At 67.4% G+C, this 16,400-nt stretch carries 16 protein-coding genes; 14 read left to right on the plus strand and 2 right to left on the minus strand.

What is annotated here, in order from left to right; all coding sequences use genetic code 11:
- Positions 1-9: 9 nt before the first annotated feature.
- A complete protein-coding gene (locus QZ609_RS01155; RefSeq protein WP_295489900.1) occupies positions 10-1,308 on the minus strand; it encodes an MFS transporter in 1,299 nt (432 codons plus the stop codon).
- A gap of 161 nt (positions 1,309-1,469) precedes the next feature.
- On the opposite strand from QZ609_RS01155, the gene QZ609_RS01160 reads away from it, so the two are divergent.
- The 8 genes from QZ609_RS01160 (at position 1,470) to QZ609_RS01195 (ending at position 10,844) form a co-directional block, all read left to right on the plus strand.
- Positions 1,470-2,129 (plus strand): TetR/AcrR family transcriptional regulator, encoded by a 660-nt coding sequence (locus QZ609_RS01160; protein ID WP_295489903.1) that lies wholly within the window; start codon positions 1,470-1,472, stop codon positions 2,127-2,129.
- Between the two features lie 81 nt (positions 2,130-2,210).
- On the plus strand, positions 2,211-3,182 hold the full coding sequence (locus tag QZ609_RS01165) for a MoxR family ATPase (protein ID WP_295489907.1): 972 nt from the start codon (positions 2,211-2,213) through the stop codon (positions 3,180-3,182).
- A 7-nt stretch (positions 3,183-3,189) separates the two neighbouring features.
- Positions 3,190-4,266, plus strand: coding sequence for a DUF58 domain-containing protein (locus tag QZ609_RS01170; protein WP_295489910.1), 1,077 nt, complete (start codon positions 3,190-3,192; stop codon positions 4,264-4,266).
- Positions 4,263-6,275, plus strand: a complete 2,013-nt coding sequence (locus QZ609_RS01175) for a DUF3488 and DUF4129 domain-containing transglutaminase family protein (RefSeq protein ID WP_295489912.1) — start codon at positions 4,263-4,265, stop codon at positions 6,273-6,275. The genes QZ609_RS01170 and QZ609_RS01175 overlap by 4 nt, the downstream gene beginning before the upstream one ends.
- A gap of 223 nt (positions 6,276-6,498) precedes the next feature.
- Positions 6,499-7,227, plus strand: coding sequence for a hypothetical protein (locus QZ609_RS01180; RefSeq protein WP_295489914.1), 729 nt, complete (start codon positions 6,499-6,501; stop codon positions 7,225-7,227).
- A gap of 266 nt (positions 7,228-7,493) precedes the next feature.
- A complete protein-coding gene (locus QZ609_RS01185; RefSeq protein ID WP_295489917.1) occupies positions 7,494-8,486 on the plus strand; it encodes an AAA family ATPase in 993 nt (330 codons plus the stop codon).
- On the plus strand, positions 8,483-10,108 hold the full coding sequence (locus tag QZ609_RS01190; protein ID WP_295489920.1) for a hypothetical protein: 1,626 nt from the start codon (positions 8,483-8,485) through the stop codon (positions 10,106-10,108). The genes QZ609_RS01185 and QZ609_RS01190 overlap by 4 nt, the downstream gene beginning before the upstream one ends.
- A 34-nt stretch (positions 10,109-10,142) precedes the next feature.
- Complete coding sequence (locus QZ609_RS01195) at positions 10,143-10,844, plus strand: GNAT family N-acetyltransferase (protein WP_295489923.1); 702 nt, start codon at positions 10,143-10,145, stop codon at positions 10,842-10,844.
- Positions 10,845-10,857: 13 nt separating this feature from the next.
- On the opposite strand, the gene QZ609_RS01200 is transcribed toward QZ609_RS01195, so the two are convergent.
- Entirely contained in the window at positions 10,858-11,817 is a 960-nt protein-coding gene (locus tag QZ609_RS01200) for a helix-turn-helix domain-containing protein (protein WP_295489925.1), read from the minus strand.
- A gap of 109 nt (positions 11,818-11,926) precedes the next feature.
- Between QZ609_RS01200 and QZ609_RS01205 the strand changes: the two genes are divergently transcribed.
- The 6 genes from QZ609_RS01205 to QZ609_RS01230 all read left to right on the plus strand — a co-directional run bounded on the left by QZ609_RS01205 (position 11,927) and on the right by QZ609_RS01230 (position 16,398).
- Complete coding sequence (locus QZ609_RS01205) at positions 11,927-12,238, plus strand: antibiotic biosynthesis monooxygenase (protein ID WP_295489928.1); 312 nt, start codon at positions 11,927-11,929, stop codon at positions 12,236-12,238.
- A gap of 81 nt (positions 12,239-12,319) precedes the next feature.
- Positions 12,320-12,778 carry a thioesterase family protein gene (locus QZ609_RS01210; protein ID WP_295489931.1) on the plus strand — a complete coding sequence of 153 codons (459 nt, stop codon included), beginning with the start codon at positions 12,320-12,322 and terminating at the stop codon, positions 12,776-12,778.
- 496 nt (positions 12,779-13,274) lie between these two features.
- Positions 13,275-14,597, plus strand: coding sequence for a collagen-like triple helix repeat-containing protein (locus QZ609_RS01215; RefSeq protein WP_295489933.1), 1,323 nt, complete (start codon positions 13,275-13,277; stop codon positions 14,595-14,597).
- A 188-nt stretch (positions 14,598-14,785) separates the two neighbouring features.
- The gene (locus QZ609_RS01220; protein WP_295489937.1) at positions 14,786-15,127 is read left to right on the plus strand and encodes a PepSY domain-containing protein; all 342 of its coding nucleotides are present in this window, start codon (positions 14,786-14,788) and stop codon (positions 15,125-15,127) included.
- A 35-nt stretch (positions 15,128-15,162) separates the two neighbouring features.
- Positions 15,163-15,945, plus strand: a complete 783-nt coding sequence (locus tag QZ609_RS01225) for a hypothetical protein (RefSeq protein ID WP_295489938.1) — start codon at positions 15,163-15,165, stop codon at positions 15,943-15,945.
- 93 nt (positions 15,946-16,038) lie between these two features.
- Positions 16,039-16,398, plus strand: a complete 360-nt coding sequence (locus tag QZ609_RS01230; RefSeq protein WP_295490014.1) for a hypothetical protein — start codon at positions 16,039-16,041, stop codon at positions 16,396-16,398.
- Positions 16,399-16,400: the final 2 nt, after the last annotated feature.

The following is a 16,400-nucleotide window of genomic DNA, read 5'->3' on the forward strand; positions in this document are numbered from 1 at the left end:
GCGCAGCGATCAGGCCGTGGCGGGCTGGCCCGCACTCTCCACGTCGCGCTTCGGCGTGCGGTGGATGCGCAGCACCAGGAAGGCCCCCGCCACGCACAGCCCGCCCGAGATCATCGACGACAGCGTGTAGTTGCCCAGCGTCGATCGCATCATGCCCGCACCCAGCGTGGCGAATGCCGCGCCCAGCTGGTGCCCGGCGACGATCCAGCCGAACACGATGGGCGCCGCCGCCTTGCCGAACACGTCGTTGGTCAGGCGCACAGTGGGCGGCACGGTGGCGATCCAGTCCAGCCCGTAGAAGAGCGCGAACACCGGCAGGCCGAAGAACTCGAAGCCGAACGCATACGGCAGGTAGATCAGCGACAGCCCGCGCAGGCCGTAGTACCAGAACAGCAGCACGCGGCTGTTGTAGCGGTCGGACAGCCAGCCCGACAGCGTGGTGCCCACCAGGTCACAGATCCCCATCGCGGCCAGCAGGCTCGCGCCCTTGACCTCGGTCAGGCCGTGGTCTGCGCACATGGCAATGAAGTGCGTGCCGATGTAACCGTTGGTGCTGGCGCCGCAGATGAAGAAGCTGAAGAAGAGCAACCAGAAGTCACGCTTGCGCGCCGCTTGCACCAGCGTGTTCATGGCCAGGGTGATCGGGTTGGCGCGCGGGCCTTGGGCGGCTTCCGGCGCATCGGCGGGTTCGCCATAGGTGCGCAGGCCCACGCTCTTGGGCGATTCCGGCAGCAGCAGCGCGACGATCGGCAGCAGCAGCGTGAGCGCGCCGGCCACGATCAGCACCACCGGGCGCCAGCCGTAGTGCTCGACCACTGCGGCCATCATCGGCAGGAAGACGAGCTGGCCGGTGGCGGAGCTGGCGGTAAGGATGCCCATCGCCAAGCCGCGATGCGAGGTGAACCAGCGGTTGACCACCGTCGCGCCCAGCGTGATGGCCGCCACACCTGTGCCGCCGCCCACCATCACGCCCCACAGCAGCACCATCTGCCACGGCTCATGCATCATCGCCGACAGCGCGGTGCCGACGATCAACACCGCCAGCGCGCCCAGCACCGTCGGGCGGATGCCGAAATACTGCATCGACGCTGCTGCGAACGGCCCCGTCAGCCCATACAGCGCAATGCCGATGGAGATGGCCAGCGAGATCGTGCTGCGGCTCCAGCCGAACTCATGCTCGAGCGGCAGCATCATCACGCTGGGCGTGGCGCGCGTGCCGGCCGCGCACAGCAGGATCAGGAACACCACGGCCAGGGCGATCCAGCCGTAGTGGAAACGTGGGGCGACAAAACGGGCGAGTCGTTGCATGAGCAGGCGTCCGATTCTTGTTGTGGGGGCAATACGTTATTCGTTACTGGTCGGTAACAACGTGCTTGCGATAGTAGGTACCGCTCGGTAACATGTCAAGCATGGAATATCACCGACGCGGCGAGGGGTTTGTTTCCCGCCGCGTTTGCAGGAGTACGAACATGGCAGCACGTGGCCCCCGCGCCCTTTCTTCCACCGCCGAGCAGGTCACCCAACGCGCCACCCCGCGCCGCATCAGCGGCGAGGATGCGCATGCCAGCCTGCTGGAGGCGGCCCGCCAGCTGTTCTACTACGAAGGTGTGCGCGCCGTCGGCGTGGAGGCGGTGGTCGAGCGCGCCGGCGTCAACAAGATGAGCCTGTACCGCCAGTTCAAGTCGAAGGACGACCTCGTCCTCGCCTACCTGGAGCGCAGCGACGAGAGCTTCTGGGGCTACTTCAACGCCAGCATGGACAAGCACCCGGACGACGCGCGCGCACAGCTGCTGCAGTTTTTCATCGACGTGTCCGAACGCGCCTCGCGCCCGGGCTACCGGGGCTGCCCGTTCGTGAACGTGGCGGCGGAGTTTCCGGACGCATCGCACGCAGCACGGCAGTTCGTCCAGCGCAACAAGGCGCGCTTGCTCGAACGCCTGCATGAGCGCGCCGAGGCCGCTGGCGCCACCGGCCCCGCCGCGCTGGCCGACGACCTGGCCTTCCTGATCGAAGGCGCCTATACCGCCAGCCAGACCTTCGGCACCGACGCCCCGCGCCTGATCAAGAGCCTGCCGCGCACCGCGCGCGTGCTGATCGAGGCGGGCATTCCCGCATCCAAGGCGCGCTGATGTTGTAGCCGCGTCACGGGTGATCCGGCCGCGCACGATGCCGCTACACTCGCTGGCATTGCTGCCTCGGCTCGCGCCTCGATGACGCCCTCCCAACCCTCGCTGTCTCCCATTCGCCCCACGCCGGCCGCCCCGGTGCAGCCGCTGTTGCTGCCGGCTGCGCTGTCGCAGGCGCAGCGCGCGCTCGACCGCATCGTGCTCGGCAAGCCGCTGCAGATCCGCCTGGCGCTGGCCTGCCTGCTCGCGCGCGGGCATTTGCTGCTTGAGGATCTGCCGGGCGTCGGCAAGACCACGCTGGCACACGCGCTGGCCCGCACGCTCGGGCTGCAGTACCAGCGCGTGCAGTTCACCAGCGACTTGCTGCCGGCCGACCTGATCGGCGTGTCGATCTACCTGAAAGAGAAGGGCGCGTTCGAGTTCCACCCGGGCCCGCTGTTCGCCCAGGTGGTGCTGGCCGACGAGATCAACCGCGCCACGCCCAAGGCGCAGAGCGCGTTGCTCGAAGCGATGGCCGAAGGGCAAGTCACGCACGATGGCGCGACCTATCCGCTGCCCGAGCCGTTCTTCGTCATCGCCACGCAGAACCCGCTCAACCAGATCGGCACGCACCCGCTGCCGGAATCGCAGCTCGACCGCTTCACCATGCGGCTCTCACTCGGCTATCCGGACCAGAGCTCCGAGCGCGCGCTATACCTGGGCGGCGGCGCACCGCAAGACGCCGCGCCGGTGTTGGCCGCCGCGCAGGTGGTGGCGCTGCAAACGGCAGCCGATGCCGTGCACGTCGCGCCCGCGCTGGTCGACTACGTGCTCGCGCTGGTGAACGCCACGCGCACCGACCGGCAGGTGCAGATGGGCCTGTCGCCGCGAGCCGGGCTGGCGCTGCTGGCCGCCGCGCGTGCCTGGGCCCTGATCGACGGCCGCGACGCCGTGCTGCCCGAAGACGTGCAGGCGGTGTTCAACGCCGTGGCCGCGCACCGGCTGCTGCCGACGGGTGGCTCGCTGTCGGCCACTGTGCTGGCGCAGCGGCTGTTGGACACCGTCGCGATTCCCTGATCGCGCCATGGCGCGCTTCACGTCATTGCTGACGCTGCCGTTCCGCGCATTGGGCGCGGTGCTGGCGGCGCTGCCCGGCGTCCGCTTCGCACGCGCCCGCGTGCAGCGCTTCCTGTCGCGCCCGCGCACGCCGCGCGACGGCAAGATCCGGATCGACCGCAACCACGTCTACATCCTCCCCACCGCCACCGGCTTCGGCTTTGCGCTGCTGCTGATGGTGATGCTGGTGACCTCGCTCAACTACAACGTCAGCCTCGGCTTTCTGCTGACTTTTGTGCTGGCCGGCGTGGGCGCGTCCGCCATGTGGCAGACCCATCGCAACCTGGTCGACCTGGAGGTGCGTGGCGCGACGGGCGAGGCGGTGTTTGCCGGCCACGCCGTCAACGTGAACGTGGCGCTGGGCAACGCCACCGCCTGGGCCCGCGTGGGTGTGGAGACCACCGCGCGTGAGGCCGCACCCACCGAGTCTTCGCTCGACGCGCAGGACGGCACGGTGGCGGCGCTGTCGTTCGGCGCGCAGCCGCGCGGCTGGTTCCGGCTGCCGCGCCTGACGGTGTCGACGCGCTTTCCGCTTGGCCTGTTTCGCGCATGGAGCTATGCCGATGCGCCACTCACGCTGCTGGTCTATCCCGCGCCCGAAGCCACCGCGCCGCCGCTGCCCGCTGCCTTCGCGCCCGACCCCGGCGAGGAAGACGCCCAGCGCGCCGCCCGCACCCATGTCGAAGAAGCCGCCGACCAACTGCGCCCCTACCGCCCCGGCGACCCGCTGCGCAGCATCGCCTGGAAGCACAGCGCGCGGCTCGACACGTGGATGAGCCGCAGCGGCCAGCAGGTCCACTATGCACAGTGCGTGCTGGCGTGGGACGCGATGCCGCCATCGCTGGACCCCGAGGCACGCCTGTCGCGCCTGTGCGCCTGGGTGCTGGCCGCCGAGCACACCAGCCCCGCTGGCGACGAACTCGAATACACGCTGACGCTGCCCGGCCTCTCCATCGGCCCCGCACGCGGCCCGGCGCACCGCGATGCCTGCCTGCAGGCGCTGGCGCTGTGGGGCAGGGCGCCCATGCCGGAGAACGAGGTATGAGTGCGGCCTTCGGTTCCACCCGCGCGCTCACCCACCGCGAGCACGGCTGGCTGATCGCCCAGCTCGCGCTGGTGCTGGCACCGCTGCTGCGCAGCCTGCCGCTGGTGACGTGCGGCGTGTTCGGCGTGCTGCTGCTGTGGCGCCTGCTGCTGTGGGTGCGGCGCGCGCCGCTGCCGGGCAAGTGGCTGCTGGGCGCCGTGGGCATCGCCGTGCTGGCCGCGACGGTGGCGTTGGCGTTGCGCACCGGCGGCAATCTCGGCCGCGACCTGTCGGTGGCGCTGCTGGGCGCGTTTCTCGTGCTCAAGCTGATGGAATCGCACACGGTGCGCAACGGTGTGCTGGTGACGCAGCTGTGCTGCTTCCTGCTGCTGTCGCAGACGCTGTTCGACCAGCCGCCGTGGCTGGCGGCGACGCTGCTGGCCTCCCTCGCGCTGCTGCTTTACAACTGGATGCTGCTGCTGCACCCGCAGGCGCGCACGCGGCTCTCGCCCGCGCGGATGCTGGCGCGGCTGGCGACGATGGGCCTGCCGTTTGCGGCCGTGCTGTTCCTGCTGTTTCCTCGCCTGGACCATCCGCTGTGGCGCTTGCCGCAAAGCGCCGACACGGCCACCAGCGGCCTGTCCGACACCATGGCGCCGGGCTCGATCGGCCAGTTGATCCTGTCGGACGATCTCGCCTTCCGCGCCGACTTCGCCGGCCCCACGCCGCCGCTCGGCCAACTGTACTGGCGCGGCATCGTGCTGGGCCGCTTCGATGGGAAGACCTGGTCACCGTGGTCGACGCGGCAACGCCCCGCGCCGGGGGGCGTACCCGATTCTGCGAGCGCGGCCGGCGGCGCAGCGGGCATGGTCGACTACCACGTCACGCTCGAGGCGACGCACCAGCGCTGGCTGTTCGCGCTCGATCGCGGCGTGTCGATTGATGCGCACGACGGCATCGGGCGCAGTGTCGACGCGGAGTTCCTGGGTGCGCAGCCGGTCGAGCAGCGCATCCGCTATCACGCGCGTTCACGCCTGCCGAACAGGGCGGCGACCGACGATGCGCAAGCGCTCGACCCCCAGACGCAGCAGACCGCGCTGGTGCTGCCGCCGGGCAACCCGCAGACGCGCGCGCTGGCGGCCAAGTGGGCGGACCTGCCGCCCGTGGATCGTGTAACCGCGGCCCTCAAGCTGTTCGGCAGCGCGCCCTTTGCCTACACGCTCGAACCCGAGCCGCTGCAGGGCGCGCAGATCGACGATTTCCTGTTCCGCACGCATCGCGGCTTTTGCGAGCACTACGCGGGCAGCTTCGTTTTCCTGATGCGCGCCGCAGGCGTGCCGGCGCGCGTGGTGGTCGGCTATCAGGGCGGCGAGGTCAATGCCGTGAGCGGCGATGTGATCGTGCGCCAGTCCGACGCGCACGCCTGGGCCGAGGTCTGGCTGCAGGGGCGCGGCTGGGTGCGCGTGGACCCGACCGCCGCCGTCGCGCCGCAGCGCGTCGAACGCGGCCTGGCGGCCGCCGTGCCCGCCAGCGAATTCCACTCGCGCCGCGTGGAGGAGCCCACCTGGCTGCGCAGTGTGCGCTGGGGGCTCGATGGCCTGATCAGCGGCTGGAACCGCTGGGTGCTCGGCTATGACCGCAACCGCCAGGCTGAACTGTTCGCCTGGCTGGGGCTGGATGCCGCTGACCCACGCGCGGTGTTGTGGGCCGTGTCGGGCCTGTTCCTGCTGGCCGCGCTGCCGCTGCTGTGGCAGCAGCGGCCGGCCAAGCCGGACCCGGTGCAGGCGCAATGGCAGCGCGTATGCGACCGGCTGGCGCGGCACGGTTGTGCGCGCGGCGCAGCGGAAGGGCCGGTGGCCTATGCCGAGCGCGCGGCCGCGCAGTTTCCGCAGGCGGCCGAGGCCTTGCGCCGCGTGGCCGCCGGCTATGTCGCGCTGCGCTACGGGCGCGACGACGGTGATGCGGTCGCACGTGCGCAGCGGTTTGTGCAGTGGCGGGCGGAGGTGGCCGCTCTGCGTGTGGGGCGTTGAGCGTACGGTTTATCGCGTGCGTCTGTACCGTTAGCTCGACGGGTGCCGAGGATTGATCGGCATCCGCCAAGTTGGTTTTCAACGCTTCTGACCGAAGTGTTTGTGTAAAACAACCCTCTGTTGTGATCGGTCGATATCACCAATTTTTACGTTAAGATGCCTGCACATTCAGGGAAATGAAAGAAAGCATCGGCCCAGCCTCGGCGGGCTGGTCCGTCTCACAATGAACCATGCGCCCAGGTTGGCCCAGCCAAAGCCAGAGCCGAAGGCTCAACGCAAGAGCCATTCCTCGCTCTCCATTTTGGCCCAATCATTATTGGCTGCCATTTTGATCGTTGGCGGCGTCGGTGGCGCAGCATCGATTTATTCCGGCGGTGGCTTATTGGGTATCCACGCCTCCGGCGATCATCTGAGCAATGCCCAGCAGCAAGCGCGCGCAGCGAGTTTTGCCACGCTTGGCACGGTCGATTTGGCCGTTGTTCCACTATCCGACGAGCCCAAGGCTGTCGAGTCGATGGCATTGCCTCCTGCGGCACAGGTGGCCCTGCAAGCCGACCTCAACGCAAGTGCCAATGCCAACGCCGCTTCGGCCCAGGCCGCTCCAGTCCAAGCGCAGGCTGCCCCGCGTCCGGTGCAGCAGCCTGTGCCGGACGCGCTGCCGGCGCATCCGTCTTCGCGGCGGCTTGCATGGGTGACATTGTGGGATACCGATGCCGAAGACGGCGACGTCGTCCGCATCGACAGCCAAGGCTATTCCCGTACCGTGGTGCTCAAGAAGCAGCCCATGACCTTTGCAATTCCGGTGCCTGCCGACGGGCATGTCCGCATTACCGGTGTGCGCGACGGCGAGGGCGGTGGCGTGACGGTAGGGCTGGCCTCGGGCGCGACTCAGGCGATTCTGCCGATCATGAGTGTCGGCCAGGTGCTTAGCCTCAACGTCAGGGTGAACTGATGCGCTGGCTGGTTGCAACGGCCTCTCGCTTGATGCCGGTAACATTTCTTGTGGTCGCCATCGTTGCGGTGGCCCAGTTCTGGTCACAGCATGGCCCGTCGGGCAGCGCGCTTGGACGCTCGCTGCATGAGTTGGGCGATTTCCTAGGGGCCCACGCGTGGTGGATTGCAGGAGGCGCGGCGTGCTTCTGGTTCCTGACCCTGGCGGGCCTCTTTCACGAACGACAGCGCAATCAACAGACCGATACGGGCAGAGGGGGCTTTTTCATGGATATTCTCGATCGCCTGACCAACCGACAGGCGCTGGAAGACAAGCTGGCCCAGGAGCCGGAAGCGGTCTTCATCGATGCGGAGGAGTTGGCCCGCGCGCTCAAGGGCAAGGTCGTGGGCCAGGACGCGGTGTGCGATGACATGGCTGCGCAGATCCGGCGGCGGCTCGCGCTCAAGCTGCGTGGCAAGCCGGTGGGCGTGTTCCTGCTGGCGGGCCCGCCCGGCACCGGCAAGACATACCTGGCGAAGTGCCTGGCCGCCGAGCTGCAGCGCAAGCTGCTGCATTTCGACATGACACAGTTCGCCAGCGGCAGCCACGGCGCGACACAGCTGTTCGGCTCGTCCAAGGGCTATGTTGGTTCGGACACCTATGGCAAGTTGACCGGCGCACTGCGCGACACGCCAGACGCCGTGGTGTTGCTTGATGAAATCGAGAAGGCCCACCCGGAAGTCCACAAGAATTTCCTGACCGCGTGGAACGACGGTTTCATTACCGAGGCCTCCGATGGCCAGCAGGTGTCCACCACTGGCGCAATCTTTGTCCTGACCACCAACGCGGCCACGGACGTGTTGCAAGGGCTGAGCCAGTCGCTGGCCAACCAGCCGGACGAATTGCGCCGTGCCTCCAGCCTTGCGTTGCGCGAGGCCGGGTTTGCACCGGAAGTGCTCAACCGCATCGACCGCATCTTTGTCTTCAAGCCGCTGTCGGGGCTGGACATCGCACGGGTGACCGCGCTGGAGATCGAAGCCATGATCCGTGGATACGGGCTGGAGATCTCGCAGAACGGCATTGACCCGGAGATCCTGCTCGACATCATGCGTCGGCAGAAGCGCCTCGGAACCGGCAGCTCGTCGCGCGATCTGGTGCGCGCCGTTGAGGAGGGCATCGCCGATACCCTGATCGACGCCAAGCAGCAAGGGCACAACCGGGTGATGCTGATGATGCACGATGGAGTCGTCGTCGCGAAGCCGTTGCGGTCTGCCGCATGATGCAAAGCGTTCAGCCGCCGGGGGCTTTTCGCACGCTGTGGGCACGGGCCGGGCTTTGGCGATTCTGCCTGCTGTCGGCATTGCTGCTGACGTTGCTTTCCGGACTTTTCCTGGCGCAGCGCAAGGAAGATGCGCCGAGTGTCGGCCAGCTTCCATCGCAGGCGGCAACGTATGTGCCGCAATCAACATCAACGATGGCGACCGCCAATGTGGCGCCGCTGCCGGCTGCGGCTGCGGTACAGCAGCCGGCTGGCGGCCCCACTGTCGCGCGGCAACGCGTGCCGGCTCAAGCTGTGGCCACTGTTGCGCCACCCCTCACGCAAAAGGCGGCTAGGTTGGCTGACCCGGCGCCCCGCAACGCCGATATCTCGCTGGCCAATGCGGGTGGTGCGAATGCTGCCGGGAATGGCACCGGCATCGACAATGCCCTGCTCGGTCGGACCTACAGCGGTTCGGTAGTCGTGAATGGATACAAATTGCCGCTGCCTGCGGGCAACTGGGCCATGCTGTCGAATACCAGCATCACCATCCCGACCGCGACCGGTATGGCCTATTTCTTTGGTCGTGTCGAGCACAAGCACCTGACCGGAGCGATCCGGGTGACCGCCCTGCGTAGCAAGGCCAATCCCGGTGCAGGATTTCCCGAGCTCAAGCGCTGCAAAGTGGGCGAGCCGAACAATAGCTACACGTATGTCGAGGCGATTGTCCCGCAGGACCATGAGGCCTGTTGGTTTGTCTTCAACTACTACACGCCGCCCTGGCAGCAGTGGGCGGATCGCGGCATCCAGATGAATGTGATCGACCGCGCTGCCGCGGGTGACATGGCCGCCAAGGGGGTCTCATATCCGCAGGATCTGGTGGGCGTTCAGTTTGGCCGGGCTGAAAAGTGGGGGTTTCTTGAGGTGTCCTATCTGTTCAGTCCGGAAGCCGAGGGCATTGCCACGGGTACGGCAGTGTCGTTCCGAGATTCGGATTGGCACAGCTCGAACGTCAAGCGCTTCCCGGAGAAGGCGGCCTACATTGAAAAGCTGCGGAATTGGGGTGAGGTGTATTGGCCGCTGATCAAGACCGCGTTTGCGGACACCGCTCCGGCTTCTGACGCCGGTATTGCCCGGGTTCCGCCGGCGGGCGCTAGCCAGTCGCCGGGCGCGACACCAGCGCCCGTGACAATGCCAGCGCCAGCGCCGGTCTACGCCGGTGGCAGCGTGTCTGCTTTGGATATCCATATGGGCGACAGCGTTAACACCGTCAAGTCTGTCCTGAAAACCGGCGTCGATCCGATGCCGGTGTCGCGCCCGTCGACCTTGCCTGCAAACGTGCCCGACATGAACGCCGGCAAGACCTCGCTGCACCTGGTGGACAAAGGCATCTGGGTATTCTTCGATCAGAACGGCCGGGTGTATACCGTGCGCGTTGATGCGCCCTATGCTGGCGAGATCAAGGGCATCCGCGTTGGTGACGACGCGGGCACGCTGCGTGCCCGTCTGGGTGAGCCGTTGCCCAGCATGGGCCCGGTCGCACCCCCCGGTTTCCAGTCCCATCGCTACGTGCTCGATGAAACCAGGTATGTGCGGTTTGACGTACTAGGCGCTCGCATCCGCACCATCTTCATCATGGGCTGATCATCCAATGCATCCGCTGCCAAGCCGATAGACCATGTCTTCCTCCGCCCAACACCCCCTCGACACCCCTATCTGGTCCGCTCTGGCCACTGAACACCAGCATCTGCGCCAAGGCGGCGCGCTTGCCTGCCGCTACCGGCCGGACGTCGCCCAGTTCGCTGCAGTGGCCGAAGACAGCCCAGCCGCCTGGCAGGAACTGCAGCGGCTGATCGAACCGGGCGGCCAAGTCACCGTCTGGACCTTGGCGCCCGTCGGGGAGCTGCCGGGGCTGCACGTTGCGCGGCCTGGCGTCCTGCATCAATTGATGGCCCCCCATGGCGCGCACTGGCCGGTCGAGTCGGCAGACATCGTGCGCCTGGGCGATGCCGACGCGGCCGACATGCTCGACCTCACGCGGCGGACCGAGCCCGGCCCGTTCAAGGTCCGCACGCACACGATGGGCAACTACATCGGCCTGCGTGATGGCGGCAAGCTGATCGCCATGGCCGGCGAGCGCTTGCGCATAGGCGGCTATGTCGAGATCAGCACGGTCTGCGTCGACGATGCGTACCGTGGCCGTGGCATCGCCAACCGGCTCATCCGCATCCTGCAGAACGAGATCGGGCAGCGCGGGCAGACGCCATTCCTGCACGTGCTCGACCACAACAGCGGGGCGTTCGGCTTGTATGAGCGGATGGGGTTCGAGCGGCGGCAGTCGTTTCACCTGACGCGCCTGCAGCGGCAAGAGCCGGCCTAGGCGCCTGCTTGCCTCACCCCGCGCGCAGTTCGCGCACACCCTTGCCCAGCCGCTTGCGCAGCAGCGCGCGCAGCGTCACGCCGTCGGCATAGCCGACCTGCTCGGCGATGCGGTCGACGCTGTGCTTGCTGGTTTTGAGCAGGTGCACCGCGCGCTCGATGCGCAGGTCCTGGATGTAGGCGATGGGCGTCTTGCCCAGCACGTCGTTCAGACGGCGTGACAGCGTGCGCTTGCTGGTGGCCAGCGCCTCGGCGGCGGCATCCAGTGTGATGGCCGTGTCCAGGCGCTCACGCACCCAGCGGTCGAAGCGCTCCACCAGCGGGTCGGCGTGCGTGAGGTGGTCGGCAATCACGTAGGCCGATTGCGACGGCCGCGTGTCGAAGATCAGGTAGCGCGCCACCAGCGCCGACAACTCCGGGCTGCTCTGCCGGATCAGCCACAGGGCCAGGTCGATGTGGCTGAGCGCGGCGCCCGCCGTCAGTACGCTGCCGCTGGGCACAACGATGCGGTGCGCATCGAGCTTGACCGCCGGATAGCGCTGGCGGAACAGCGGCGTCAGCCACCACGTGGTGGTGGCCTCGTGGCCGTCCAGCAGGCCGGTTTCCGCCAGCACGAAGGTGCCGATGCAGGCCGCGCCCATGCGCGCGCCGCCGTCTGCCCACGCGCGCAGCACCGGCAGCGCGTCCGCCACGTCGTCGCGCGCCAGCGCCGGCACCAGCACCTCGGGCATCTTGGTGCTGATGGCCGGCACGATCACCCACGCGGGGGCGGGAACCTGCGCCACCTCGCACACCGGCACCTGCAGCCCCAGGCCGCTGCGCACCTGCGGCCGCACACCCGCCAGGCGCACATCAAAGGGCGGGATGTCGATGCCCGCCACCCGCGCCAGCTCGTTGGCGGTCGCGAAGGCATCGAGCACCGTGGCCAAGCCGGTATCGAATACGCCCTCCAGGGCGAGCACGGCGATCTGCATGGCAGGATCGGTATCAAAGTTGTCAATCGGGACAGTATTTCTCTGGGCGGCCGGTTTGTAAAGTGTCACCAACCGCGCGGACTTCCCGCACGGCACCAGGAGAACCGACATGATCAAACACGCACTGTTCGCCAAGCTGGAAGCCAAGCCGGGCAAGGAGCAGGCCTTGGCAGACTTTCTCGCTGCCGGGCTGGAGATGGCCAACCAGGAAGTCACCACGCCCATCTGGTTTGCCCTGCGGCTGTCGCCCACCACCTTCGGCATCTTCGATGCCTTTGCCACCGAGGCCGACCGCCAGGCCCACCTGAACGGCCCCATCGCCCAGGCGCTGATGGCCAACGCGCCTGAGCTGCTGGCCAAGGCACCCGAGATCGCGCCGATCGAGGTGCTGGGCCTGAAGAACACGCTGGCCACTGTCTGACCGCGACGTGACTTCACCCCCCGCTCCGCAGCCGTCTGGCAGCGGACCCGGTGCGGGATTCCACAACACAGGAGCCGCACGATGTTTGAGCAGGAACTGTTCGCCGGTTGGGGCGACATGGACTTCAACTCGCACATGAAGAACACGGCGTACCTCGACAAGTCGGCCGATGTGCGGATGCTGTACTTCGCGTCGCAGGGCTTTCCAATGGCCGAGTTCATGCGGCTGCGGATCGGCCCGGTGGTGATGAAGGATGAGATTGAATACTTCCGCGAGCTGCACCTGCTGGATCGCATGATCGTGCGCCTGACGCTGGCCGGGCTGTCGGACGACGGCAGCCGCATGGTGCTGCGCAACGACTTCCTGCGCGACGGCAGGCTGGTGGCGCGCGTCACGTCCACCGCGGGCTGGCTCGACCTGAGCCGGCGCAAGCTGACCTGCCCGCCCGAGCCGCTGCTGCAGGCGCTGCAGGGCATCAGCCGGAGCGAGGATTTTGCGGCCCTGCCGAGCAGCGTGAGCCAGGCAAGCGCCGGCCAGTGAGCAGAGCGCGCGCCCGAATATGTTTGAAACGCAATGCGGAACGTAATGCCATGGCCAATCTGAGCTTTATGGCGGTGTTTTATCGACCGCGAATGCGCTGAATATTCGCCAGAATAAATAGAGGTTTTCTTCTGAATGAGACCGGGGAAACCCCGCATATGGGTAAACCATCGGTGGCATTTCATCGCACGCAACTAACGCATATTGGTTAATTTTGCGCCGGCATTTGAGGGCGGTCTCGGTGCCATTTGTCGATTTCCCGTATCTGCCAACGTTTGCGTGGCGACGGCGCCAGGATGTTTCCATTTTCGCGGCGACAAGCTGGCGCCAAATAAGGACTCCCGGCGTTTGTAAAGGTTTGCAATTAAACGGCAACCGCTAAATAGACTGCGCCCAATGCCGATCACAAAAGAAATCGGCAGCGCATTCGAAAATCGATTGAGGGAAAGCCGGGCGAGGTCCCATCAGGCACTTTCCTCAGAACGGGAGCCTAAACATGAAAACCATCCATCGCGCCACACTGATTTCGGCCACGCTTGCCGGCCTGTTGATTTTGGGCGGCTGCGCCAGCACCGGCTCGGGTGATGCCAGCGGCACCACCGGCGGCGGCTCCGGTTCGACAGCCAGCAACAGCAGCTCCGGCGGCAGCGGGTCCGGCAGCAACGGTTCTGGCGGCAGTGGATCGTCGGCCAGCAATGGCGGCAGTTCCGGCTCGGGTGGTTCAGGTTCCGGCAGTGGTAGCGGCAGCGGTGCTGGTTCGGGCGGGACCGCCTCAACGGCATCCACGACGCCCACCGGCACGGTCCTGAACAAGAGCGGCGGCGTGATCGACGCGGCGGGCGGTACGGTCAGCGGTCTGGGCGCGGCCATCTCCAGCGCCAACGTGCCGGGTGCGCCGAGCGGCACGCAGTCCGCGCTGGGCAACGTGGTGGACAACCTGGGCGCCACCGTCTCGGCCGCCGGCACCGGTGTGCAATCGGGCCTGGGCAGCATGGGCGCGACCCCCAACCCGGTCGGCACCACGGTGTCGAGCACCGGCAATATCGTCACGGACGTCGGTAACACCGTCACCGCCACGGGCGGCCTGGTGAACAGCCTGGGCACCGGCCCGCTGCAGCCGCTGTCGCCGGTCACCACGCCGGTGGGCGGGGCGGTCTCGCAGGTGGGGCAGGCGGTGGCCAACGCGGGCGGTACGCTGGGCAATGCGCTGTCGACCGGCCCGGTGGAGCAGCTCACGCAGCAACTCAGCACGGCGGTGGTGCCGCTGACCTCGCAGGTCACGAGCGCCACGCAAACGCTGGGCAACGCCACCGGCATTGGCGCACCCGCGACCAACCTGCTGCAGACCGTGGGCGGTGGCGTGGCGAATGCCGGTACGTCGCTCAGCAGCACCAACACGCCGGTCGTGTCGGGCCTCGGCAATGTGGTGACTGCCACGGGCAATACGGTGGCGGCACTGGGCGGTGCGCTGTCCACGCCGGCCGGCGGCACGTCGGGCAGCCCGCTGGCACCGATCACTGGTCTGCTGGGTGGCGCAACAGGCGGCAGCAATCCGCTGGGTAGTGTGACGGGCGCGCTCGGCGGCACCACTGGCGGCAGCCCGCTGGCGCCGGTGACCAGCGCACTGAGTGGCGCAACCGGTGGCGCTGGCGCCAACCCGGTCGCCAGCGTGACGGCACCGGTCGGTTCGCTGCTCACCAGCGTGGGTTCGACGCTGACCTCCACGGGTGGGGCCACCCCGCTGGCACCGGTGACGGGCGCAGTCGGCGGCGCGTTGACCACCGTGGGTGGCGCGCTGGGCGGCGCGGTGCATCACTGAGCCTGCAAACGAGAACGGGCCGGCCACGCCGGCTCGCCATCCGGCCGTTCATGCTTCGCGCTGAACGGCTTTTTCTTTTTTCGGCAACGCAGATACCACTTCTGCGGCGCTTGCCTGCGCCCCTCAGGGGCATCTAAGTCTGCCTGCCTAGTCTGTGTCGGTCAGCACTTCTGCCGTTGGACGACACGATGCTCCGCCACTTCAAATTCACGCTCGCGCTGCTTGCCCTGACGGTCACGGCAGTCTGCACCGCCGCCTTTGGCGCACGAGGCCTGGGCCTGGAGGCGGATGCGCTGTCGGCGGAACCGACCGGGACGTCCCTCGCGCAGGCGGTCACCATCGCGGAGCAGCACCTGCAGGGTCGCGCGCTGCGCGCACGGCTGGAGCGCGCAAGTGCCGGCTGGGTCTACGACGTCGAGGTCGCCAAGGGCGGCCGCGCCTTCGACGTTAGGGTCGACGCCAACAGCGGGCGGGTGCTGTCTGCCGCCATCGACAAACTGGACCACGACAACGTACGCGAGCGCTATTGACCGCCGCTGCCTGAAATTTTCTTTTGGAGAGCCATATGGATGCACGACCGACACGCGAGCTGCCCGGCTTGCTCAACAAGGTGCCGCAGGTTGCCCTGGGGTTCTGGATCATCAAGATCCTGTCGACCACGGTGGGCGAGACCGGCGCGGACTTTCTTGCCGTCAACGTCGGCCTGGGCACGGCCATCACCGGCGGAGCGATGGCGACGTTGTTGGCGATCGCGCTTGCAGCTCAGGTGCGGGCGCGGCGCTATGTGCCGTGGCTCTACTGGCTGACAGTCGTGCTCGTGAGCGTGGTGGGCACGCAGATCACCGACATGCTGACCGACCGCCTGGGTGTGAGCCTCTACGTGAGTACGACCGTCTTCAGCGTGCTGCTGATTGCGGTGTTCGCGGTCTGGTATCGGATCGAGCGGACGCTTTCCATCCAGGCGATCGATACCCGCCGGCGCGAGCTGTTCTACTGGGCGGCCATCCTGTGCACGTTTGCATTGGGCACCGCCGCTGGCGACCTCGCCACAGAGGCGCTTGGCCTGGGGTTCCAACTCGGCATCGTCGTGTTCGGAGCACTCATCGCGCTGGCAGCGCTGGCGTACTGGCTGGGCGCGAACAAGGTGTTCGCGTTCTGGATCGCCTACATCCTCACCCGCCCGCTGGGCGCCGCGCTGGGTGACTTCCTATCGCAGTCGCAGACCTACGGCGGCCTTGGGCTCGGCGCCATGCTGACCAGCGTCGTCTTCCTGGCGGTCATCGTCGTGCTGGTGGCATTCGCCCAGCGCAGCGCGGACCGTGCCGCTCCCGCCGTCTCGGCCGCTTAATCCCGAAGCCTTCGCTTCCCATCACCCAAAGGAGATGTCATGAAGTTCAACAAGCTCACCCCGTCGCTCGCAGCCGCAGGGCTCGTCCTGTTCATGGCGGCCGCCGGCCATGTCTCGGCGCTCAACCTTAGCCCCATCGAGACGGCCCATGCGGCCACGCCGTCCGCGCTGGGCGACTTGGGTGCGTTCCGCGCCATCGCCGTCGACACGGCGACCATCGTCGACAAGGGCGACCTGGCCGGCGCCAAGACCCGCATCAAGGATCTGGAAGTCTCGTGGGACAGCGCGGAGGCCGGTCTCAAGCCGCGCGCCGCATCGGACTGGCATCGTGTCGACAAGGCCATCGACCGCGCGCTGGAAGCCTTGCGCGCCGGCAAGCCCGACGCTGCCACCTGCAAGCAGACGCTGGCCGACCTGATCCAGACCATGGACCAGGTCAGCGGCAAGCGCTGAGC

The organism is uncultured Ralstonia sp., from assembly GCA_913056305.1.
Taxonomy (GTDB): domain Bacteria; phylum Pseudomonadota; class Gammaproteobacteria; order Burkholderiales; family Burkholderiaceae; genus Ralstonia.